16 protein-coding genes, 2 tRNA genes and 2 pseudogenes are annotated in these 20,826 nt (G+C 74.5%); 9 read left to right on the top strand and 11 right to left on the bottom strand.

Annotated elements, in window-relative coordinates; translation table 11 throughout:
• Positions 1-1,817: PAS domain-containing protein (locus PV410_RS43870; RefSeq protein WP_500332272.1), on the bottom strand; the 1,817-nt coding region annotated here is incomplete at its 3' end.
• Between the two features lie 219 nt (positions 1,818-2,036).
• Positions 2,037-2,477 (bottom strand): SSI family serine proteinase inhibitor, encoded by a 441-nt coding sequence (locus tag PV410_RS43865; protein WP_500332271.1) that lies wholly within the window; start codon positions 2,475-2,477, stop codon positions 2,037-2,039.
• Positions 2,478-2,663: 186 nt separating this feature from the next.
• On the opposite strand from PV410_RS43865, the gene PV410_RS43860 reads away from it, so the two are divergent.
• The 3 genes from PV410_RS43860 (at position 2,664) to PV410_RS43850 (ending at position 3,334) form a co-directional block, all read left to right on the top strand.
• A tRNA-Ser gene (locus PV410_RS43860) sits at positions 2,664-2,757 on the top strand.
• Between the two features lie 178 nt (positions 2,758-2,935).
• Positions 2,936-3,008: transfer RNA gene (locus PV410_RS43855), tRNA-Arg, on the top strand.
• A 113-nt stretch (positions 3,009-3,121) separates the two neighbouring features.
• The gene (locus PV410_RS43850) at positions 3,122-3,334 is read left to right on the top strand and encodes an EF-hand domain-containing protein (protein ID WP_500332270.1); all 213 of its coding nucleotides are present in this window, start codon (positions 3,122-3,124) and stop codon (positions 3,332-3,334) included.
• A gap of 15 nt (positions 3,335-3,349) precedes the next feature.
• Here PV410_RS43850 and PV410_RS43845 read toward each other — a convergent pair whose 3' ends face one another.
• Together PV410_RS43845 and PV410_RS43840 are read right to left on the bottom strand one after the other, a co-directional pair.
• On the bottom strand, positions 3,350-4,189 hold the full coding sequence (locus tag PV410_RS43845; RefSeq protein ID WP_500332269.1) for an MEDS domain-containing protein: 840 nt from the start codon (positions 4,187-4,189) through the stop codon (positions 3,350-3,352).
• A 109-nt stretch (positions 4,190-4,298) separates the two neighbouring features.
• Positions 4,299-5,180 carry an LLM class F420-dependent oxidoreductase gene (locus PV410_RS43840; protein WP_500332268.1) on the bottom strand — a complete coding sequence of 294 codons (882 nt, stop codon included), beginning with the start codon at positions 5,178-5,180 and terminating at the stop codon, positions 4,299-4,301.
• A gap of 177 nt (positions 5,181-5,357) precedes the next feature.
• Here PV410_RS43840 and PV410_RS43835 point away from each other — a divergent pair, with 177 nt between their 5' ends.
• Genes PV410_RS43835 through PV410_RS43820 form a run of 4 tightly spaced genes read left to right on the top strand, consistent with a single transcriptional unit; the run spans position 5,358 to position 11,297 of the window.
• On the top strand, positions 5,358-6,098 hold the full coding sequence (locus PV410_RS43835) for a response regulator transcription factor (protein WP_500332267.1): 741 nt from the start codon (positions 5,358-5,360) through the stop codon (positions 6,096-6,098).
• Positions 6,095-7,612 carry a sensor histidine kinase gene (locus PV410_RS43830; RefSeq protein ID WP_500332266.1) on the top strand — a complete coding sequence of 506 codons (1,518 nt, stop codon included), beginning with the start codon at positions 6,095-6,097 and terminating at the stop codon, positions 7,610-7,612. The genes PV410_RS43835 and PV410_RS43830 overlap by 4 nt, the downstream gene beginning before the upstream one ends.
• Positions 7,613-7,638: 26 nt before the next feature.
• Positions 7,639-9,003, top strand: coding sequence for a bifunctional glycosyltransferase family 2/GtrA family protein (locus PV410_RS43825; protein WP_500332265.1), 1,365 nt, complete (start codon positions 7,639-7,641; stop codon positions 9,001-9,003).
• Positions 9,000-11,297, top strand: a complete 2,298-nt coding sequence (locus PV410_RS43820; RefSeq protein ID WP_500332264.1) for an ArnT family glycosyltransferase — start codon at positions 9,000-9,002, stop codon at positions 11,295-11,297. Before PV410_RS43825 ends, PV410_RS43820 begins: the two co-directional genes overlap by 4 nt.
• Positions 11,298-11,582: 285 nt before the next feature.
• On the opposite strand, the gene PV410_RS43815 is transcribed toward PV410_RS43820, so the two are convergent.
• From PV410_RS43815 to PV410_RS43795, 5 genes are all read right to left on the bottom strand, one after another.
• Positions 11,583-12,053 (bottom strand): PPOX class F420-dependent oxidoreductase, encoded by a 471-nt coding sequence (locus tag PV410_RS43815; protein WP_500332263.1) that lies wholly within the window; start codon positions 12,051-12,053, stop codon positions 11,583-11,585.
• Positions 12,054-12,063: 10 nt separating this feature from the next.
• On the bottom strand, positions 12,064-12,912 hold the full coding sequence (locus PV410_RS43810) for a YceI family protein (protein WP_500332262.1): 849 nt from the start codon (positions 12,910-12,912) through the stop codon (positions 12,064-12,066).
• Between the two features lie 146 nt (positions 12,913-13,058).
• Entirely contained in the window at positions 13,059-15,473 is a 2,415-nt protein-coding gene (locus PV410_RS43805; protein ID WP_500332261.1) for an MFS transporter, read from the bottom strand.
• 77 nt (positions 15,474-15,550) lie between these two features.
• Positions 15,551-16,006, bottom strand: a complete 456-nt coding sequence (locus PV410_RS43800; protein ID WP_499512988.1) for a MarR family winged helix-turn-helix transcriptional regulator — start codon at positions 16,004-16,006, stop codon at positions 15,551-15,553.
• A 146-nt stretch (positions 16,007-16,152) separates the two neighbouring features.
• Entirely contained in the window at positions 16,153-17,088 is a 936-nt protein-coding gene (locus tag PV410_RS43795) for an aldo/keto reductase (RefSeq protein ID WP_500332260.1), read from the bottom strand.
• Positions 17,089-17,194: 106 nt separating this feature from the next.
• On the opposite strand from PV410_RS43795, the gene PV410_RS43790 reads away from it, so the two are divergent.
• Positions 17,195-17,371, top strand: a complete 177-nt coding sequence (locus PV410_RS43790; RefSeq protein WP_499512990.1) for a hypothetical protein — start codon at positions 17,195-17,197, stop codon at positions 17,369-17,371.
• A 104-nt stretch (positions 17,372-17,475) separates the two neighbouring features.
• Here PV410_RS43790 and PV410_RS43785 read toward each other — a convergent pair whose 3' ends face one another.
• A complete protein-coding gene (locus tag PV410_RS43785) occupies positions 17,476-18,072 on the bottom strand; it encodes a helix-turn-helix transcriptional regulator (RefSeq protein WP_500332273.1) in 597 nt (198 codons plus the stop codon).
• Positions 18,073-20,034: 1,962 nt separating this feature from the next.
• On the opposite strand from PV410_RS43785, the pseudogene PV410_RS43780 reads away from it, so the two are divergent.
• A pseudogene (locus tag PV410_RS43780) lies at positions 20,035-20,308 on the top strand (esterase/lipase family protein); the annotation flags it as partial.
• An 87-nt stretch (positions 20,309-20,395) separates the two neighbouring features.
• Here the strand turns inward: PV410_RS43780 and PV410_RS43775 are convergent.
• Positions 20,396-20,826, bottom strand: a pseudogene (locus PV410_RS43775) (hypothetical protein); the annotation flags it as partial.

Raw genomic sequence — 20,826 nt, 5'->3', positions numbered from 1 at the left:
AGGCCCGGCTGCGGTTCCTGCGGGGCGCCACGGCGGGCCCGCCGGCCGGTGGGCTGCTCCTGCGCCGGGGCGGGTGCCGGGGGGAGGGCGGCCTGGGGCTGGGGCTGCGGTTGCGGCGGGACCTGCTGCTCCTCGGGACGCCGCAGGGCACGGCGCCGCCCCGTGGGGGTCGGCGCGTCGGTGGTCGGCGCGGCGGGCAGCGCGAGCGCGGCACCGGGGGTCGCCATCGGCGCTGCGGGCCTGGGCGGCTGCGGCGCCGAGGACGGCGCCTGCGCCGGCGCGGCCGGGGCGGTACCGCGCACCGGCTCGGCCGGCACCGGCATGACGGTCGTCTCCGACTCCCGCCGGGGCTCCTTGACCGCCGTCTTCGCGCCGCCCTTGCCGACCGGCACCTCCATCACGTACGCGCTGCCCTGCCCGGGCACCTCGTGCGTCTGGAGCACGCCGCCGTGCTTCTCGACGATGCCCCGCGCGATGGGCAGGTGCACCGGGTTGTCGCCGGCGTGCGGGCCGCGCACCTCGATGCGGACGGAGTCGCCGCGCTGCGCCGCCGCCACCACGATCGTGGAGTCGACGCCGCCGACCACGACCGGCATGTTGCCGGCCGCGTCGACGCCCGCCACGTCCGCGATCAGGTGGGACAGCGCCTGGGACATCCGCTCGGCGTCCACGGTCGCCTCGATCGGCGGCGCGTGCACCGCGTACTGCGCCCGCCCGGGACCGATCAGCTCGACCGCCGCCTCGACGCCGGACGCCACGACCTTGTCCATCGAGGTCGTCTCGCGCTGCAGCTTCTCCTCGCCCCGGTCGAGCCGCTGGAAGGAGAGCACGCTGTCGATGAGCGTGGTGATCCGCGCGTAGCCCGCGGTGAGGTGGTGCAGGATCTGGTTGGCCTCCGGCCACAGCTGCCCGGCCGGGTCGTTGGCTAGCCCGGCCAGCTCGGCCCGCAGTTCGTCCAGCGGTCCGCGCAGGGCGTCGCCGAGCAGCGACTGCAGTTGCGCGTTGCGGGCGGCGAGCGCGTCGAAGCGCGTGCGGTCGGTGAAGGTCATCACCGCGCCGACCAGCTGGTCGCCCTCCCGCACCGGCGCCGTGATCAGGTCGACCGGAACCGAGCGCCCGTCCTTGCGCCACAGCACCTGGCCGCGGACCCGGTGCTTCAGCCCGGAGCGCAGCGTCTCGGAGAGCGGCGTCTCCTCGGCCGGCAGCGGGCTGCCGTCCGGACGGGAGTGGTGCACCAGCGGGTGCAGCTCCTGCCCGCCGAGGTCGGTGGCCCGGAAGCCCAGGATCTGCGCGGCCGAGGGGTTGACCAGGACGATCTTGCCGTCGGTGTCGACGCCGACCACGCCCTCGCTGGCGGCGCGCAGGATCATCTCGGTCTGGCGCTGCTGGCGGGCGAGTTCGGCCTCGGTGTCCAGCGTCCCGGTCAGGTCGCGGACGACCAGCATCAGCAGCTCGTCGCCGGTGTAGCTGTACGTCTCGGCGAAAGGTGTGCGGGCGTCGTCGAGGTTCGCGCTCGTGACCTCCACCGGAATTTCACTGCCGTCGGTCCGCCGGGCGACCATCCGGGTCGGCTTGGTGCGGCCCACGTCGTCGTCGGGGCGGCGCATCGAACCGGGGATGCGACGCGCGTCGAACGCCGGCAGGAGGTCGAGCAGCCCGCGGCCCACGAGGGCGGTGCCCGGCGACTCGAAGGTCTCCAGGGCGATGGAATTGGCGTTGACGACGGTCCCGTTGGCGTTCACCAGCAGCAGCGCGTCGGGGAGCGCGTCGAGTATTGCCGCGAGGCGAGCAGCGCCTCGGGATGGCCTGCTGCTCACGAGACGCGTCCTCCCTGAAAACCGCACTTGCTGCCGCGCCACCACCCGCGAAGGGGGCATCCACCGGTGGTGGCCATCTTGCCGCCGACCGGGGGGCATGTCACTAGAGCGAGTGTACGGGCAGAGGTTGGCGGCGAGGCTCCGGATGCCCATGTCCCGTACGCGTGAGTAGTGTTCGTGGTCGAGCCGTGCCGATGTGGTGTCGGTCACCTCCGCAGGTCACGCCCCCGGGCCACCGGACCCGTCGTGGACGGCGGGTGCGGGCAGCACCGGGGCCATCCGCCGCCAGCGGGCCGTCTCGCAGCCGTTGCTGCGGTCGTAGCGGGCGTCCACGGGCCGGCCGCGCCAGCTGCCCCGCACCGTCGCCCGCTGCGGGCCGCCGTAGATCATCGTGCACATCGTGCCCTCGGGCTCGGGCCCCACAGGCCCGCCCAGCCGCTCCAGGAGCGCGCACGCCTCCCTCGGGTCCGGGTGCGTCCCGCCCGCGGGGTCGCAGCGCAGGTCGTACTCGGACAGGTGCCCGCCCCCGTCGTCCACGGTCACCCGCAGCACGTCGGAAGACTCCCCCGCCCCCGGAGGGCAGGCCAGGGCCGGTGCGGCCACCGTCAGCGGCAGGCCGAGCGCGAGCGCGGCGGTCATGGGTCCACGAGCCAATCGCATGCTCCGTCCCTACCTCCCCGGCACCGTCCGCGCCCGTCAATCCACCCGATCGTGGGCGCGCCGCCCCGGCGCCCGCCGCAACGCCTTTGCCCTGGCCGTGCACGGCCGAGTAATCTGGTCAGCGATTGGTCCCAGCCCGGTGGGCTGTGCCATCATCTGCACACACCCGCTCGCGCGGGTACGTGAGGAGGCGTCGCCTAGTCCGGTCTATGGCGCCGCACTGCTAATGCGGTTTGGGCTTTACCGTCCATCGAGGGTTCAAATCCCTCCGCCTCCGCCACACAGAAGCCCCGGCCACCCGGCCGGGGCTTCTGCCGTTCCCGGCACCCCTCCTGGACCCCGCATTCGGCGTTTTGGCAGGTCAGAGCGGGTGCGGCTAATGGATTTCACCTCACGGCGCGGGTCATGTAATGTTGTTCCCGCAACGCCGACCGGCAAGAAAACGCCGGGAAGCACAAGCACTCGTAGCTCAACGGATAGAGCATCTGACTACGGATCAGAAGGTTGCAGGTTCGAATCCTGCCGAGTGCACAGCAGGCCAGAGGCCCCCGGGATCACCCGGGGGCCTCTCGCGTTGGGGGGTCGTTCCGGCGGCTAGGGTGTGCGCAGTCAGGACCGAGTACACACAAGGAGGGGTGGTCACGATGGCGGACATCGAGGCGGCCAAGAAGGCGTTCACGCGATTCGATGTCGACGGGGACGGGCTCATCACGGCGAGCGAGTACAAGAGCGTGATGGCGCAGCTCGGGGACTTCAACGTGACCGAGACCGTGGCGCAGAGCGTCATCAGGGCCGTCGACGCCAACGGCGACGGCAAGATCTCGTGGGACGAGTTCTGGGCGGCCCAGCAGGCCTGACGCCGGGCCGGGGGTTCAGGTCTCCTCGAGGAGGAGCTGGGGGACCTCGGTCGCGCCGCAGAGCCGCAGGGTGCGCGCGTGCAGTCGTGGGCAGCGGATGGTGACGCGGTCGGCGGGGCCGAGGGACGCCACGTGGCGGATCAGGACGGATGCGCAGCGGGCGTCGAGGAAGGCCACCCGGGTGAGGTCGACCCGGTACGGCGGGCCGGCGGGCGCCGCGAAAGCGTGACGGACGACCAGTTCGAAGTCGTTGCGGGTGGCGAGGTCCGCGTCGCCGCGCAGGGTGAGGGTGTCGCCGGAGCGCTCCGCGCGCAGTGATCCGTGGCGCGGGCGTACGCAGACCGGGTGGGCCGCCCGGACCCGGTCGAGGAGCGAGGCGGCGAAGCGCCGCTGGTCGTACTCGCAGATGGTGGTGAGGCCGAGGCCCGCGAGGATCGGGGTCATGGCGGTCTCGTGGCCGAGCAGGCGGTCGCGGTCGAGGTGGGGGCCGAGGGCCCAGGACATGTCGCCGGCGACGCGGAGGCCGGAGAAGCCGTGGCAGTGGGCGGTGTTCGTCAGGGCGGTCCAGGCGGCGGCGCCGTCGTAGCCGGGGACCTCGGGGGTGATGACGAGGGCGCTGTGGCGGACCGCGTCGGCGGCGCGGACCCCGTGGGCGCCGAGGCGGGTGACGGCCTCGGCCGGGGGCGTACCGGGATCGGTGAAGAGCAGGACGCGTTCGCCGCGGGCGAGCCCGATCGCGGTGAAGGCGGCGCGGATCTCCCAGCGGTCGTCCTCGTCCTGGAAACCGAGGCAGGCGTGGTCGCCGGACGCCATGCGGTCGACCGAGACAGTACGAGGCACGGTGCCGCTGTCCATGGGGCCGAACATACGCCCGGCCCCGTGGAGCGGCCGGGCGCTGAACGCCTTTGAGCGGAGGGTTCCGTTCCTGTCGGTGGACTGTCCCCGATTGCCTGCGGACGGACCTTCAGTGACCGGTGGGCATCAGCGCCGCGGCCAGCCGGCGCCACTGCTCGCGCGGCAGTCCGGACCGGTCCTCGCCCGAGGCCAGCACCTGGACGGCGACGTGGTCGGCGCCCGCGTCGAGGAAGGCGTCGATCCGCTGCCGGACCCGCTCCTCGTCGCCCCAGCCGAAGAGCGCGTCGACCAGGCGGTCGCTGCCCCCGTCGGCGAGGTCGTCCTCGGTGAACCCCAGGCGCAGCCAGTTGTTGGTGTAGTTGGGGAGCGTCAGGTAGAACGCCAGCATCTCCCGGGCCGTCTCGCGGGCCCGTGCCGGGTCGGTCTCCAGGACGACCGTGAACTCCGGTGCCAGCAGCGGCCCCTCGCCCAGCGTGGCCCGCGCCTGCGCGGTGTGCTCGACGGTGACCAGGTAGGGGTGGGCGCCCGCCGAGCGGTCGCGCGCGAGGTCCAGCATCCGCGGGCCGAGCGCGGCGAGCACCCGGTTCCCGGCCGGGGCCCCGGCGGCGTCCAGCTCGTCGAGGTAGCGGGTCATCGCGGCGTACGGGTGCTTGTACTGCTCGGCGAGGCGGGCGTGGCTGACGCCCAGCCCGAGCAGGAAGCGCCCGGGGTGGGCGGCCTCGAGGCCCGCCTGGCGGGCGGCGGTGTCCTCGGCCCCGTACTGCCAGATGCTGAGGATGCCGGTCGCGACGGTGATGGAGGAGGTGGCCTCGATCAGTGGTACCGCGTGCTCGACGCCGCTGCTGCCGCCGAGCCACAGGGCCCCGTAGCCCAGTTCCTCCAGTTCGCCAGCGGTCTCGGCGAGTTCGGCCGCGCGAGCCGGATCGGGGTCGCGCAGCCCGGCGTTCCACAGGCCGTAGCGCCCGATCGCCGGCGTCCGGCTGTCGCTCATGGGTCTTCTCCCGCCGTGAAGTCCGTTTGAAGTTCGACGTCCTTCGTACCAAAACGGGGTCCGCGACCCGCGCATTCCCGGCCCGGCGGCGCGTCAGGGCCTTCGCGACAGGGGATTCTCAGGGAAATCACAGGCAGCGGAAAGGGGGTTCTCAGCGGCGGTTCACAGGATGCGGGCATGACCGCGTCACCTTCCCCCGCCGCCGACCTCACGCGTCCCGGCGGCGTACCTGTCCGGGTGCTCGTCGTCGACGACGAGCACGCCCTCGCCGACCTGCTCTCCATGGCCCTGCGCTACGAGGGCTGGGACGTCCACACCGAAGGCACCGGCTCCGACGCGCTGCGCGCCGCGCGCGAGGTGCGACCGGACGCCGTGGTCCTCGACGTCATGCTGCCCGACATGGACGGCCTGGAGGTCCTGGCCCGGCTGCGCCGCGAACTGCCCGACGTGCCGGTGCTGTTCCTCACCGCCAAGGACGCCGTCGAGGACCGCATCGCGGGTCTCACCGCGGGCGGTGACGACTACGTCACCAAGCCGTTCAGCCTGGAGGAGGTCGTGGCCCGGCTGCGCGGGCTGCTCCGCCGGGCCGGGGCCGCCGCCGCCCGCCAGGAGTCGCTGCTGGTCGTGGGTGACCTCGTGCTCGACGAGGACAGCCACGAGGTCAGCCGCGGCGGCCAGGGCATCCACCTCACGGCCACCGAGTTCGAGCTGCTGCGGTACCTGATGCGCAATCCGCGCCGGGTGCTGAGCAAGGCGCAGATCCTCGACCGCGTCTGGTCCTACGACTTCGGGGGCCAGGCCAACGTCGTCGAGCTCTACATCTCCTACCTGCGCAAGAAGATCGACGTGGGCCGCCCCCCGATGATCCACACCCGGCGCGGCGCCGGCTACCTGATCAAGCCGGGCGAAGCGGCGTGAGCCGGGCCCGCCGGCGCGCGTCCCTGCGGACCCGGCTGGTGGTCTCCTCGGTCGCGCTGATCGCGGTCGTGTGCGCGGTCATCGGTACGGTCACGACGCTCGCCCTGCAGTCCTTCCTCTTCACGCAACTGGACAAGCAGGTGGTGGCGGTCGCCGGCCGGGCCCGGCTGGACCCGGGGTACGACGGCAAGCATCCGGTCGGGCCGCCGGTCCCCGGCACCGGGTCCCTGCGCTTCATCACCGGGCCCGGCATCGCCCCCGGGACCGTGGGCGCCCGGCTCGACGCGACCGGCGCGGTGACCGCCGCCGGCGTCAGCGCGCAGCCCAGCGGCACCCAGTCCCGGCTGCAGGCCCGGCCGCTCACCGCTCCGCAGCGCGAAGCGTTCGCGGCCGTCCCCCTGGACGGCCTGCCGCACACGCTCGACGTCCCGGGACTGGGGGGCTTCCGCGTGCAGTCGGCCACCGACGGCAGCGGTGGGTGGCTGCTCGTGGGACTGCCGACGACGGCCGTCCGCGACACCATCGGCACCCTCGTGGTCGTCGAGGCCTGCGTCACCGCCGCGGGGCTGGCCGCCGCCGGGATGGCCGGCTTCGTCATGATCCGGCTCAGCCTCCACCCGCTGCGCCGGGTCGCCGCCACCGCCACCCGGGTCTCCGAACTCACCCTCCACCGTGGGGAGGTCGCCCTCCACGACCGCGTGCCGGACGCCGACACCGATCCGCGCACCGAGGTCGGCCAGGTCGGCGCCGCGCTCAACCGCATGCTCGACCACGTCGGCAACGCCCTGCACGCCCGCCAGGAGAGCGAGACCCGGGTCCGCCGTTTCGTCGCCGACGCCAGCCACGAACTGCGCACCCCGCTGGCCTCCATCCGCGGGTACGCCGAGCTGACCCGGCGCGGCCGGGAGACGATCGGCCCGGACACCCGGCACGCGCTCGGCCGGATCGAGTCGGAGGCGAGCCGGATGACCACCCTGGTGGAGGACCTGCTGCTGCTCGCGCGGCTGGACGCCGGGCGTCCGCTCGGCCTGACCGGGACGGACATGTCCCCGCTGGTCGTCGACGCCGTCAGCGACGCCCGCGCGGCCGGGAACGACCACCGCTGGCTGCTGAACCTCCCGGACGAACCCGCCGTCGTGCACGGCGACCCGGAGCGCCTGCACCAGGTGCTGACCAACCTGCTCGCCAACGCCCGCACCCACACCCCGCCCGGCAGCACCGTCGTCGCGCGCGTCGTGCCGCGCGGCCGGGAGGTGCTGGTCGAGGTCGAGGACGACGGTCCCGGCATCCCGTCCGCCCTGCTGCCGCACGTCTTCGAGCGCTTCGCGCGCGGTGACGCCTCCCGCTCCCGGGCGGCGGGCAGCACGGGCCTGGGACTCGCCATCGTCCAGGCCGTGGTGGCCGCACACCGCGGCGCGGTGTCCATCGACAGCGTGCCCGGCCGTACCGTCTTCCGCGTCCACCTGCCCGCCGCGCACTCACAGCTGCCGCTCAGCGCCGCCACAACGTCATGACAGCGGGCCGGACCAAGGTCGTCGCCATGCGAACCCAACAGCTCCCACCGACCGGCCGGCCGGCCCGGGGCCCGGAGGCCCTCCCCGCCCGTGAGCACCTGGCCGTCGCGCAGACCGAACCGGTGCTCGACGTCGTGATCCCCGTGCACAACGAGGAGAAGGACCTCGAAGGCTGCGTTCGCCGGCTCCACACGCACCTGCGGCGCACCTTCCCCTACCCGTTCCGGATCACCGTCGCCGACAACGCCAGCACCGACCGCACGCCGCTGATCGCCACGGCCCTGGAGGCCGAGCTCCCCGAGGTCACCGCCTTCCGGCTGGAGCGCAAGGGCCGCGGCCACGCCCTGCGCGCGGTGTGGTCGGCCTCCGGGGCGCCGGTGCTGGCGTACATGGACGCCGACCTCTCCACCGACCTCAACGCGCTGCTGCCGCTGGTCGCCCCGCTGATCTCCGGCCACTCCGACCTGGCGGTCGGCTCCCGGCTGGCCCGCAGCTCGCGCGTCGTGCGGGGCGCCAAGCGCGAGTTCATCTCCCGCTCCTACAACGTCCTGCTGCGGACCTCGCTGGCCGCCCGCTTCTCCGACGCGCAGTGCGGCTTCAAGGCCATCCGCAAGGACGTCGCGGAGCGGCTGCTGCCCCTGGTGGAGGACACCGGCTGGTTCTTCGACACCGAGATGCTCGTGCTGGCCGAACGGGCCGGGCTGCGCATCCACGAGGTGCCGGTCGACTGGGTCGACGACCCCGACTCGAGCGTGGACGTCGTCAGGACCGCCACCGACGACCTCAAGGGCGTGTGGCGGGTGGGCAGGGCGCTGGCCACGGGCGCCCTCCCGCTCGACCGGCTGCGCCGGCCCTTCGGCGACGACCCGCGCGACCGCCTTCTCGCCGACGTGCCGGCCGGGCTCGCCCGGCAGTTGGTCGGCTTCTGCGTCGTCGGCGGGCTGAGCACGGTCGCGTACCTGCTGCTGTACACGCTCTTCCGCACCCTTTGCGGCGCCCAGGCCGCCAACGCCCTCGCCCTGCTGCTCTCGGCGGTGGGCAACACGGCCGCCAACCGGCGGCTGACCTTCGGTGTACGCGGCCGCGACAAGGCTGTGCGGCACCAGGCGCAGGGGCTGGTCGTCTTCGGCATCGGCCTGGCGCTCACCAGCGGATCGCTGGCCGCGCTGCACGTCGCCGACACCACGCCCGCGCACGGCACCGAACTCGCCGTGCTCGTCGCGGCCAACCTCGCCGCGACGGTGCTGCGTTTCCTGCTCTTCCGCACCTGGGTCTTCCCCGACCGGGCGGGCGGCACCCCGCCCGTACCGGTCGCGGATCCCACCCGGGACGCCGCCGCCCCCCTGCCGACCGCGCGTCCCGACGCGTACGACCCGAGGAGCGACCGATGACCACGTCGCGCAGCGACGAGGCCCGGGACCGGGCCGTGCCCGCTCAGCGCCCCCTCCCCCTCCCCCCGCCCCCGGCCCCGGCCCACGCACCCGCGGTCGTGAGCCGTACGCCGGTCCCGGTGGACGCCCCGCCGCCCGGCGCCGACGGGCGCAGCCCCGTCCCGGCGGGTGCCCCGGCGCCGGTGGCGCTCCCGGTGCACCATGCGCCGCAGGGTGGCACCGGCCGCCGCGGGACCGCCGCCCGCCTGTGGCGCGGACGGCCGCAGGACCCGCGCTGGGCGCGGCCCGCCCTGCTGGCGCTGCTCGCCTTCACGACCGTGCTCTACCTGTGGGACCTGAGCAGTTCGGGCTACGCCAACAGCTTTTACTCGGCGGCCGCGCAGGCGGGTGGCGAGAGCTGGAAGGCGTTCTTCTTCGGCTCGTCCGACGCGGCGAACTCGATCACGGTCGACAAGCCCCCGGCCGCGTTGTGGCCGATGGCGCTGTCCGTGCGGCTGTTCGGCCTGGGTTCCTGGGCGATCCTGGTGCCCGAGGCGCTGATGGGGGTCGCCGCGGTCGGCGTCCTCCATGCCGCCGTGCGCCGCCGCTCCGGGCCGGCCGCCGGCCTGATCGCCGGACTGGCCCTGGCGCTCACCCCGGTCGCGGCGCTGATGTTCCGCTTCGACAACCCCGACGCGCTGCTGTGCCTGCTGATGGTGACGGCGGTGTACTGCGTCCTGCGCGCGCTGGAGGACGCCCGTACGGCGTGGCTGGTGCTCGCCGGCGTCGCGTTCGGCCTCGGCTTCCTCACCAAGACGCTGCAGGCCTGGCTGATTCTGCCGCCGCTGGCGCTGGTGTACGCCGTCTGCGCCCCGGCGACGGTGAAGCGGCGCTTCGCGCAGCTCGGTCTCGCCGCTCTGGTGACCGTCGTGTCAGGCGGCTGGTGGGTCGCGATCGTCGAGCTGTGGCCCGCGTCCTCCCGCCCCTACATCGGCGGTTCGCAGGACAACAGCTTCCTGTCGCTGACCTTCGGCTACAACGGTCTCGGCCGGATCACCGGCGACGAGACCGGTTCGGTCGGGGGCGGTGGCGGCCCGAACGGCGGCGGACGGTGGGGTGAGACCGGCTGGGGCCGGCTGTTCGGCTCGGACATGGGCGGTCAGATCGCCTGGCTGCTGCCCGCGGCCCTCGTGCTGCTGGTCGCCGGACTCTGGCTGACCCGGCGCGCCCCGCGCACGGACACCGGCCGCTCGGCCTTCCTCGCCTGGGGCGGTGCGCTGGTCTTCACCTTCCTGACCTTCAGCTTCATGTCCGGGATCTTCCACCAGTACTACAACATCGCCCTGGCGCCCTACATCGCGGCGCTGACCGGAATGGGCGCGGTGATGCTGTGGGAGCGGCGCGCGCACCCCGCGGCCGCGGCGGTCCTTGCGGGCACGGTCGTGCTCACGGCGGTCTGGTCGTACGTCCTGCTGGGGCGCTCCGCCGACTGGTACCCCTGGGTGCGGTACGCCGTGCTGGTCACCGGGATCGCGGCGGGCGGGCTGCTGCTCGGGGCCCGGCTGCTCCGGCGGCTCGCGCCGCTCGCGGCCGCGGCCGGCCTGGTGGCGGCCCTCGGCGGGCCGCTGGCGTACACCGTGCAGACCGTCGGGACGGCGCACACCGGCTCCATCGTGACGGCGGGCCCGGCGGTGCAGGGCGCCGGCATGGGCGGCGGCCCCGGCGGCATGCGCGGTGGCTTCCCGGGCGGCAACGGACGGCAGGGCCAGGGCGGGCAGGGCTTCACGGGAGGCGGCCCCGGCGGTACGGGCGGCTTCCCCGGGGGCATGCCCGGCGGCAACGGGCAGCAGGGTCAGGGCGGGCAGGGCCAGGGCGGGCAGGGCTTCCCCGGCAACGGTACGGGTGGCGGTACGGGCGGCGAGAACCGCCGCGGCGGAGCGGCGGGGGGCCTCGGCGGACTGCTGGGCGGCTCACAGGTGGCCGACGCCACCAAGGAGGCGCTGCTGGAGGGCGCCGACGCGTACACCTGGGTGGCCGCCGCCATCGGCTCCCAGAACGCCGCGGGTTACCAGCTGGCCACCGGCAAGCCGGTGATGGCGGTCGGCGGCTTCAACGGCAGCGATCCGTCCCCGACGCTGGAGCGGTTCAAGGAGTACGTGGCCGCCGGGAAGATCCACTACTTCATCGCCTCCGGCGGCATGGGCGGGGGCGGCGGCAGCGGCACTTCCTCGCAGATCAGCTCGTGGGTGGAGGAGAACTTCGGCTCCACCACCCTGGGCGGAACGGCCGTCTACGACCTGACCGACCCGAGCTGAACCCAGGTCGCGGGACGCGGAAGGGGGCGGCGGCCACCGGGCCGCCGCCCCCTTCCGGCATCCGGTACCCCAGGGCCGGGTCCTAGGCCGTGTCGTCAAATGCCCGCCTGCTCGGCGACGCCTGGTGCGGCACTCCCCCAGCCTTCGGCCGGGGGTGCCCCCACGCTGCGTTGTCGAATCGTCCGAGTAACCCACTACGAGGACGACTCTCCGCCTTGCGATGCACCGCACCAGACGCCGCCGAGCCCGCCCTCCGGGCGGCCGGCGCTCATTTGACGACACGGCCTAGTCCTTCGGGGCCAGCCGCGCCGGGAAGCCGCCCGTCGCGATCGGGCCCCAGCGTTCCGGGGTCACGCGCACCAGGGACTTGCCCTGCCTGACCATGGCGGCGCGGTACGTGTCCCAGTCCGGGTGCTCGCCCGCGATGTTGCGGTAGTACTCCACCAGCGGCTCGACCGAGTCGGGGGAGTCGATGACCTCGGCGGTGCCGTCGACCTGGACCCAGGGGCCGTCCCACTCGTCCGACAGGACGATCACGGAGGCCCGCGCGTCACGGCGGGCGTTGCGGGCCTTGGCCCGCTCGGGGTAGGTCGAGACGACCAGGCGCCCCGCGTCGTCGACCCCACAGGCGACGGGGGAGCCCTGGGGGCGGCCGTCGGCGCGGGTGGTCAGCAGCAGGGCGCGGTGGCGCGGTCGTACGAATTCCAGCAACTGGTCGAGTTGCACGCTGGTATTGGTCGCGATGTAGGCAGCCATGGACGGCAGCCTATGCTTCCCGCGGCTGGACGGCGGGGAGGGCCGTCCCCTGGACCGCCTGGATGTCGAGGGTGACCCTCAGCGTCGTCCCCATGGTGGCGATCCCGGCCCGTACGACCTGGTTCCAGTTCATCGCGAAGTCCTCGCGGCGCAGTTCGGCCGTCGCGCGGAAGGCGGCGCGCACGCCGCCCCAGGCGTCCGGCCCGGTGCCCAGGTAGGCCAGGTCGAGGTCGACCGGGCGGGTGATCCCGCGCATCGTCAGCTCCCCGTGGACGGTCCACCGGTCGCCGGCGGACGGCTCCAGCGAGGTGCTGCGGTAGCTGACGGTGGGGTGCTCCCGCACGTCGAGGAAGTCGGCGGAGCGCAGGTGCTCGTCGCGGGTGCCGTTGCCGGTGTCGATCGACGCGGCGTCGATCACGGCCTCGACGGACGACGCGAGCGGCTGCTCCGCGACGTCGATCCGGCCCGCGAAGGTCCTGAAGCGGCCGTGCACGGTGGACAGGCCAAGGTGCTGGGCGACCGCGCCGGCCTCGGAGTGCGCCGGGTCGATCGTCCACGGCCCGGGTGGCGGCAGTTCGAGGCCGCCGGCGCGGCCCAGCAGCAGGGTCCCCAGGTCCGCCGAGCCGGAGGCGGTCACCAGCGCCGTCGCGGCGGCCGGGCGGTAACCCACGGCCGTCACGATCACGGTGTACGCCCCGGGTGCCAGCGCGGCGGTGCGCACGGCACCCTCGGCGTCCGCCGCCTCCCGCGCGATCTGCTGCCCGGTCATGTCGGTGACGGTCACCACGGCGTGCGGCACCGCCCAGCCGTCCTTCGTCCGGATCCGCCCGCGCAGCCCGGCTCCTGCCGTCGTGTTCATGTACATCGCTCGCCCTTCGGTGCGTTCCCCCGGCCGGGTCCGGTCGGGACGGCCCGGGCCGTCCCCTGCCCGGCCGTCCGACCGGACCCGCTGTCCCCCGTCCACCGGCCCGTGCGTCTCCGCAGGCGCACGGACCGGCCGATGGTTCACCCCTCGGGGTGGTTGAGTTCGACGTCGAAGCCGTCCTGGTGGCCGGCCGTGGCGTCGTTGCCGACGGTGACCTGGGTGGCCACCGGCGGGTAGCCGCTGGCGACCAGCGCGTACTCGCCGGCGTCCAGGTCGCCGAAGGCGTAGGCCCCGTCGGTGCCGGTGGTGGCGGTGGCCACCACGTTCCCGGCCGCGTCGATCAGGGTGACGCGGGCCTCCGGCAGTGGTGTGCGGGCGGTGCCGCCGAGGACGGTGCCCTGCAGGCGGGCTCCGGTGCGGAGCGGGACCTCGACGTGGGTGGGGCCGTTGCCGGCGACCTCGACCGGCAGTGCGGCCGGCCGGTAGCCGGTGGCGTTGACGGCCAGGGTGAAGTCGCCCGCGGGCAGGTCCTGGAAGCCGAAGGCGCCGTCCTGACCGGTGCCGCCGGTGGCCAGGACCTCGCCGCGCACGTCGGTCACCACGACCACGGCGCCCGCGACGGGTATCCCGGTCGCCTCGGCGACCACCGTGCCGGTCAGTCCGCTGGTGCCGGCCAGGACCACGTCGTAGGGGACGGGCTCCTCGCCGACCACCACGGTGGACGCCTGCGGCTGGTGGCCGTCGGCGGCGGCGATGAGCACGTACGAGCCGGCGCCGGGCGCGGTCAGCGTGTAGCCGCCGTCGGCTCGGGTGGAGGCGCGGCCGAGCTGCCGGCCGGTGAGCGATATCAGGGTCAGGGTGGCCCGCTCGACGCCCGCGCCCTCGGCGTTGCGCACCTGGCCGTGGACCGTGGTGCCCTCGGCGGGCAGCGGGGCCGGCGGTGCGGCCACGCCGACCGCCTCGGTGGCCTCGGTCGCGGGCCCGGCGACGGCCTCGGCCGCGGGGGCCTGGGCGGGTATGACCGGGGTCTGCTCGGCGTGGCCGGCGACACCGGCCGCCTGCTGCAGACCGCTGGCGGTCTTCAGCGGCACTTCCTTGATGAACAGCACCAGCAGCAGCGCGAGGAACGCCACCGGGGCCGCGACCAGGAAGACGTCGCCGGCGCCGTGGCCGTACGCGCTCTCCACGACGTGGCGGATCGGCGCGGGCAGCGTGGCCAGGTCCGGGATCGCGCCGTCGGACTCACCGGTGGACTTCACGCCCAGGGCGGCCAGGCCGTCCTTGACGTAGTGCGTCACACGGTTGCCGAGCACCGCGCCCAGCGCGGAGACGCCGATCGCGCCACCGAGCGTGCGGAAGAAGGTGACGACGGAACTGGCCGCCCCGAGGTCGGCGGCCCCCACCTGGTTCTGCACGGCCAGCACCAGGTTCTGCATCATCATGCCGACGCCGAGGCCCAGCAGCGCCATGAAGAGCGCCAGGTGCCAGTACGTGGTGTCGGCCCGCAGGGAGCCCAGCAGGGCGAGGCCGCCGGTGAGCAGCACGCCGCCGGAGACCAGGAACGCCTTCCAGCGCCCGGTGCGGGTGATGATGAGCCCGGAGGCGGTGGAGGACACGAACAGACCGGCGATCAGCGGGATGGTCATGACGCCCGACATCGTCGGCGACTCGCCGCGCGCCAGCTGGAAGTACTGGCTGAGGAAGACCGTGGCGCCGAACATCGCGGTGCCCACGAAGAGCGAGGCGACCGAGGTCAGGCTGATCGTTTTGTTGCGGAACAGGCGCAGCGGCATGATCGGCTCGCTCGCGCGGGACTCGACCAGGACGAAGATCAGGACGAGCAGGACGGCGCCCGCGACCATGGCGTAGGTCTGCCAGGAGATCCACTCGTACTTGTCGCCGGCGAAGGTCACCCAGACGAGCAGCAGGCTGACGGCGGCGGTGACGAACGAGGCGCCCGCCCAGTCGACCTTGACCCGGCGCTTGACGACCGGCAGGTGCAGGGTCTTCTGCAGCACGATCAGCGCGACGATCGCGAAGGGCACGCCGACGTAGAAGCACCAGCGCCAGCCGAGCCACTCGGTGTCGACGATGACGCCGCCCAGCAGCGGGCCGCCGACCGTACCGAGGGCGAAGGCCGCGCCCAGGTAGCCGCTGTACCTGCCGCGCTCGCGCGGGGAGATCATCGCGGCCATGATGACCTGGGTCAGCGCGGTCAGACCGCCGGCGCCGATGCCCTGGACGACACGGCAGGCGATCAGCATCCCCGCGTTCTGCGACAGGCCCGCGACCAGCGAGCCCACCACGTAGATCACCAGCGCCAGCTGGACCAGCAGCTTCTTGCTGAACAGGTCCGACAGCTTGCCCCACAGCGGGGTGGTGGCGGTGGTGGAGAGCAGGGCGGCGGTGACGACCCAGGTGTAGGCGCTCTGCCCGCCGTTCAGATCGGAGATGATCTTCGGCAGGGCGTTGGAGACGATCGTGGACGACAGGATCGCCACGAACAAGCCGAGGATCAGCCCGGTGAGGGCCTCCATGATCTGCCGGTGCGACATGGGGGCCGCGTGTCCTGCGTGGGCATCGGTCCCCCGCACACCGGTCGGTGGTGCGGTTGTTGCCATCGTCATCCTCTTCACGTCGTGGAATGTGTACGGGGGCGGCAGTCGGCGGCGAAGTCCCTGCGCAGCCGGTCCAGCAGCCGGGAGAACTCGGTGACGTCCTCGTCCGGCCAGTCCCTCAGGTGGTGGGCCAGCGCCTCGGCGACCCCGTCCTGGGCGGCGCGCAGCATGTCCGTGCCGCCGGGGGTCAGGCGCAGCAACCGTGACCGCTTGTCGTGGGGGTCGGGCAGCCGGTCGATCCAGCCGCGCTCGGCGAGGTGGGCCACGTGTCTGCTGGTGACGGACATGTCGACCTCCAGCAGCTCGGCCAGCCGGCTCATCCGCATCTCACCGTGGCGGCTGATCACCGAGAGCACGCCGAGCGATGACGGCGGGCACTGCGGTGGACAGGCCCGGCTGAGTTCGCGGGCGACCACCGGGATCGCACGCAGCTGGCTCGCGAGCTCCGCGAACTGCTCCTGCGTCGCCATGGCGCCTCGCTTCCCACTCTTATTGGTTGCCTCAAGCAACCTTAGGAACGTTGGTTGCTGCAGGCAAATTCTTTCGGGTAAAAACCTCCAAAAGGAACGACCCGCCTCCGGTCAAGGGAGGCGGGTCTTCGGGTAAAAGGTGCAGGTCAGGCAGATGCCTCCGAGAGGCGCTCCAGCTCCGCTGCGGTCAGCTCCAGGGACGCCGAAGCCAGCAGCGCGGTCAGCTGCGCGGGCGTGCGGGCGCTGGCGATCGGCGCCACGACGGTCGGCCGGGTCCGCAGCCAGGCCAGCGCGACGCTCGCCGGCTCCACGCCGTGCGCCGCCGCGACCTCGTCCAGCGCGGCCAGCACCCGCGGACCGCGCTCCGACTCCAGGTAGGCGCCCGCGCCTTCCGCCCGGGGGCTGTCCACCGTGACGCCGGGCCGGTACTTGCCGGTGAGGAAGCCCCGCGCCAGACCGAAGTACGGCACGGAGGCGAGGCCGTGCGCCTCGACGACCTCGCGCAGCGGCCCCTCGTAACTCTCCCGCTCCACCAGGTTGTAGTGCTGCTGCAGCGCCACGTACTTCGTCAGGCCCTCGCGCTCGGCGAACTCCAGCGAGGCCGCCAGCCGCTCGGGGCTGATGTTGGAGGCCGCGACGTGGCGGACCTTGCCCTCGCGGACCAGCTCGTCCAGGGCGCCGACGATCTCCTCGACCGGGGTCGCGGGGTCGTCGTAGTGCGTGTAGTAGAGGTCGATCCGGTCGGTGCCCAGGCGGCGCAGCGACTCCTCCGCCGCGGCCTTGACGGTCGCGGCCTTCAGCCCCTTGAAGTCGGGGTGGGAGCCGACCTTGGTCGCGACGACGACGTCGTCGCGGCGGCCGCGTTTGGCGAGCCAGGAGCCGATCACGGTCTCGGACTCCCCTCCGGTGTGGCCCGGGACCCACGCCGAGTACACGTCCGCGGTGTCGACGAAGTTGCCGCCCGCCTCCGCGTAGGCGTCCAGCACCTCGAAGGAGGTCGCCTCGTCCGAGGTCCAGCCGAAGACGTTGCCACCGAGGCAGAGGGGGAAGACGTCGAGATCAGAGTTGCCGATGAGTGCCATGTGGTCTTGGACACGGCGGGGACGGGCGGTATTCCCGGGGTGTTCCCCTTCCCAACGACGGGGCGGGGGTGACCTGCGCAGCGTGACTTCGCTAGGGTCCTGCCCCATGACTACCCCTGACAACAACTACGACCCGGCCGGCAACACCCAGATGTTCCGCGCCTTCGTCGACGAGGAGCCCGCCCAGGCCCAGGCCGCGGGCGGCAACAAGACCGGGCTGATCGTCGGCATCGTCGCGGCCGTCGTCGTGATCGCCGCCGTGGTCTGGTTCGCGGTCGCCTGACGGGCGCGCCACCCCACCACGTCCACTGACACCGGACGCCGGCGGTCGCCGGCCGTCCGGCGGCCGTCGTGCGCCCGCGTCCGCGTCCGGCGGCCCGCCCCCGCTCAGCGGAACAGCGAGGCCAGCTCGACGCGCGAGCGCACCCCTAGCCGGCTGAAGACGTTCCGCAGGTGGTACTCGACCGTGCGCGTGCTGAGCAGCAGCAGATCGGCGATCTCGCGGTTGGTCGCGCCCTGCGCCACCAGCTCGGAGATCCTCGTCTGCTGCGCCGTCAGCTCCCGGCGGCCCCCGGGCTCCCGGTCCACCGGGCCCACCCGGTCCCCGGCGGCCCGCAGTTCGGCCGCGGCCCGTTCCGCCCAAGGGCGGGCGTCGAACTGCCGGAACACCGCCACCGCGTCCCGCAGCAGGCCCCGGGCCTCGCCGGGCCGGCGGGTGCGCCGCAGCCGGGAGGCGTAGAACAGCTCCGTCTTGGCCAGCTCCAGGACGGTGTCGTCGTCCTGGTGGAGCCGCAGCGCCTCGCGGAAGTGGTCCACGGCGCTCGCGTCGTCCTCCGCCAGCAGCCCGTGGCACCGGTGCGCCAGGGCCAGCCGCACGCTGCTGCGGCTCGCCGCCGCCCAGTGCTCGTACGCGCGCAGCGCCCCGGCGGCCTTCGCCCGCTGTCCGCAGCGCACCGCCGCCTCGATGAAGTGGGGGGCGGCCATCCCCCTGACCGCCAGGTTCACCTGGCCCGCGCCGCCGCGCATGCGGGCGAAGCGGGACAGCGCGTCGGCGGGCCGGTCCGCGGCGAGGTCCGCGCAGGCCGAGACCCAGCAGTTGAAGGCCCCGGGGCGGCCCAGCCCCCGTGACGCGACGGCTCCTTCGGCGGCCGCCGTCCGCAGCCCGGCGGTCACGCTGTCGCCCTGCAGGGCCGCGAGCAGCGCCATGACCGCGAGGTGGTCGACGGCGAGGTTGCGCTGGCCGGTCGCCTCCGCGAGCCGCAGCCCCTCCTCGGCGGCCGCCCCGGCCGCGGCGTACCGGTCGAGCGCCAGCGCGCACAGCGCCTCGTAGACCAGGGCCGCGGGCACCAGCGCGCCCGCGCCCTGCCGGCGGGCCCGGTGCACGGCCGCGGTCGCCAGGGCGTGCGCCCGCCGGGCGTCCCCCAGGGTGTACGCGGCCTGGGCGGCCCAGATCGCGGACTCCGGGTCCTGAAGCGTCTCGGCGAGCCGGACCACCCGCCGCAGCGCCCACTGCGCGCGGTCGTGCCGGCCCCGGAAGGTCGCCGCGAGCCCCGCGAAGTGGTCGAAGACCAGGCGCTGTTCCGGCCGGTCGTCGCTGCGGCGCAGCGCGTCGGCACGCTGGGCGAGGCCGAAGAAGGCGTCGAAGTCGCCCGCGACGCACCCCGCTTCGCCGGCGAGCATCAGGGCCCGTACGGCCGGTGCGCGCCGGTCGGCGGGGAACCGGCCGGCCGCGGCGGTCAGGTCGCGGCAGGCCACGGCGGGCACTCCGTCGCGCAGTTCGATCTCGCCCTGGACCAGGGCGCCCGGCGCCCCGCCCGGCGCCGGGCCGCCCTGTGCGCCGGCCCGGCGCATCAGTCCGCGCGCCCGGCGGGTCTCCCCGGCGGCCTGCGCGTCGGCGGCGGCCGCGACCAGCCACCGGACCCGGGTGTGCGGACGGGCGGCGGCCTCGGCTCCCCGCTCCCACGCGGCGGCGGCCGCGGCATGACCGGCGGACCGGCGGGCGGCCCCGGCCGCGGCCTCCAGTTCCCGTTCGGTGTCCGGCGACGGGCCGGCCGACCGGCCGAGCCGGTGGAGCGCCCGGAAGAGCCGGGCGGCCGGGGGGTCCAGCACCGAGGCCAGCGTCGCGTGCGCGGCCAGCCGGTCGGCGGGGGAGAGCAGTGCGGTCAGCGAGGCGCGCAGCAGCCGTCCCGGTACGGTCGCCGCCCCGTCGCGCAGGTCGACCAGGCCGCAGGCGCGGGCCTCCTCGACACTGCCGGCGCCCAGCCCGCGGCGGCGGGCGGCGGACTCCAGCACCGGTACGGCCAGCGGCCCGCCGCAGAGCAGCAGCGCCACCACGGTGCGGGCTCCCGGCGTGAGGGCGTGGAAGCGCTGCCGGTGCCGCTCCCGCAGCCGGCTCCCCGCGGGCAGCGCGGGCGGTTCCGGCAGCCGCCCGTCCACGGCCGCCCCGGCGAGTTCGACCAGGGCCAGCGGGTTGCCCGCGGCCAGGTCGAGCACCGTGACCGCGTCCGCGCCGCGCGGTGGCAATCCGGGGAACCGGTCGGCGAGCATCCGGCGTGCGGCGTCCGGCGCCAGCGGGCGCAGGCGCAGGACGTCCAGGTCCTCCAGCGCTCCGGCGGTGGGGCAGCCCTCGTCGGCGGCGAACAGCACGGTGGCCGCGAGGCCCGTGAGGCGGCGCGCCGCCATGCCGAGCGCGCGCAGCGTCGCGGGGTCCAGCCACTGCGCGTCGTCCACGCACCACAGCAGCGGTGCCGGGCGGGCGAGTCCGGCCACCAGGCCGGACAGCGCGGCGCCCAGCGCGAGTTCGCCCCCGACGGGCACCCGCCCGGCGAGGAGTTCCGCCAGCGCCACGCCGTACGGTCCCGGCACGGCCCGCACGCGCGGGGCGACCGGCAGCAGGGTGCGGTGCAGTGCCGCGAGCGGGACCCGCGCCTCGGCCCGTACGCCGTCGGTGCGCAGCACGGTCGCACCGGCCGCCGCGGCGGTGCGCGCCGCGTCCGTGAGCAGGCAGGTGCGTCCGGTGCGCACCATCAGCAGCGGTGACGAGACGCCGGGCAGCACGGTCTACGCGACCTGGTACTCGCCGTGCGACGGGATCATCATCCCGTACACCAGCACCCCGCTGAGCGGCGCGAACAACCACCTGGTGGCGTGCACGACCCACATCGGGTTCCTCAGCGACACCGGCACCCTCGGCCAGATCCGCTCCTACCTGGCCGGCTGAGCGCACCACCGCTCCTCCCCGGGGAGGCGGGGGCCGGTCCCGGGACGGGCCGGCCCCCGCCTCCGCGTGCCCGGGGCGTACCGGCGTTCAGGAGTCCGCGACCGAGACGTCCCGGGTCTCGACGTGCATGCCCAGCGGCACCCGCCACGCCTCGACGCAGACCTCCCAGGTGCGCTTCGTGCTGCCGCCGCCGGGGACCGGCACCGGCGCGGCACGGCTGCTGCGCAGCGTGGCCCAGTCGACGCCCAGCAGGCCGATGACGTGCGTGCCGAAGGTGACGGTGCCCGTCGTCGCGGCTCGGTCCCCGGTGTTGGCGAAGGTGACGGTGACCTCCTCGCACCAGCGGTCTGCGGCCGCCGTGCGTTCGACCGCACTCACCACCAGGTATGCCGGCGCACCGGTCGCCGGTGGGGACGGGGCGGACGCAGAACCGCCGGGGGCCGGCCGCCCGGTGGGGCCGCCGGAGGCCGTCGCGGGCGGCGCGGTGCCGGCCTGCCGCGGCGGGGCGCTCGTGGCGC

Source organism: Streptomyces sp. PA03-5A (assembly GCF_033792725.1).
Lineage (GTDB): Bacteria > Actinomycetota > Actinomycetes > Streptomycetales > Streptomycetaceae > Actinacidiphila.
Note: the sequence above shows the minus strand (reverse complement) of the source record. Positions and strands in the feature narration are given on the sequence as shown.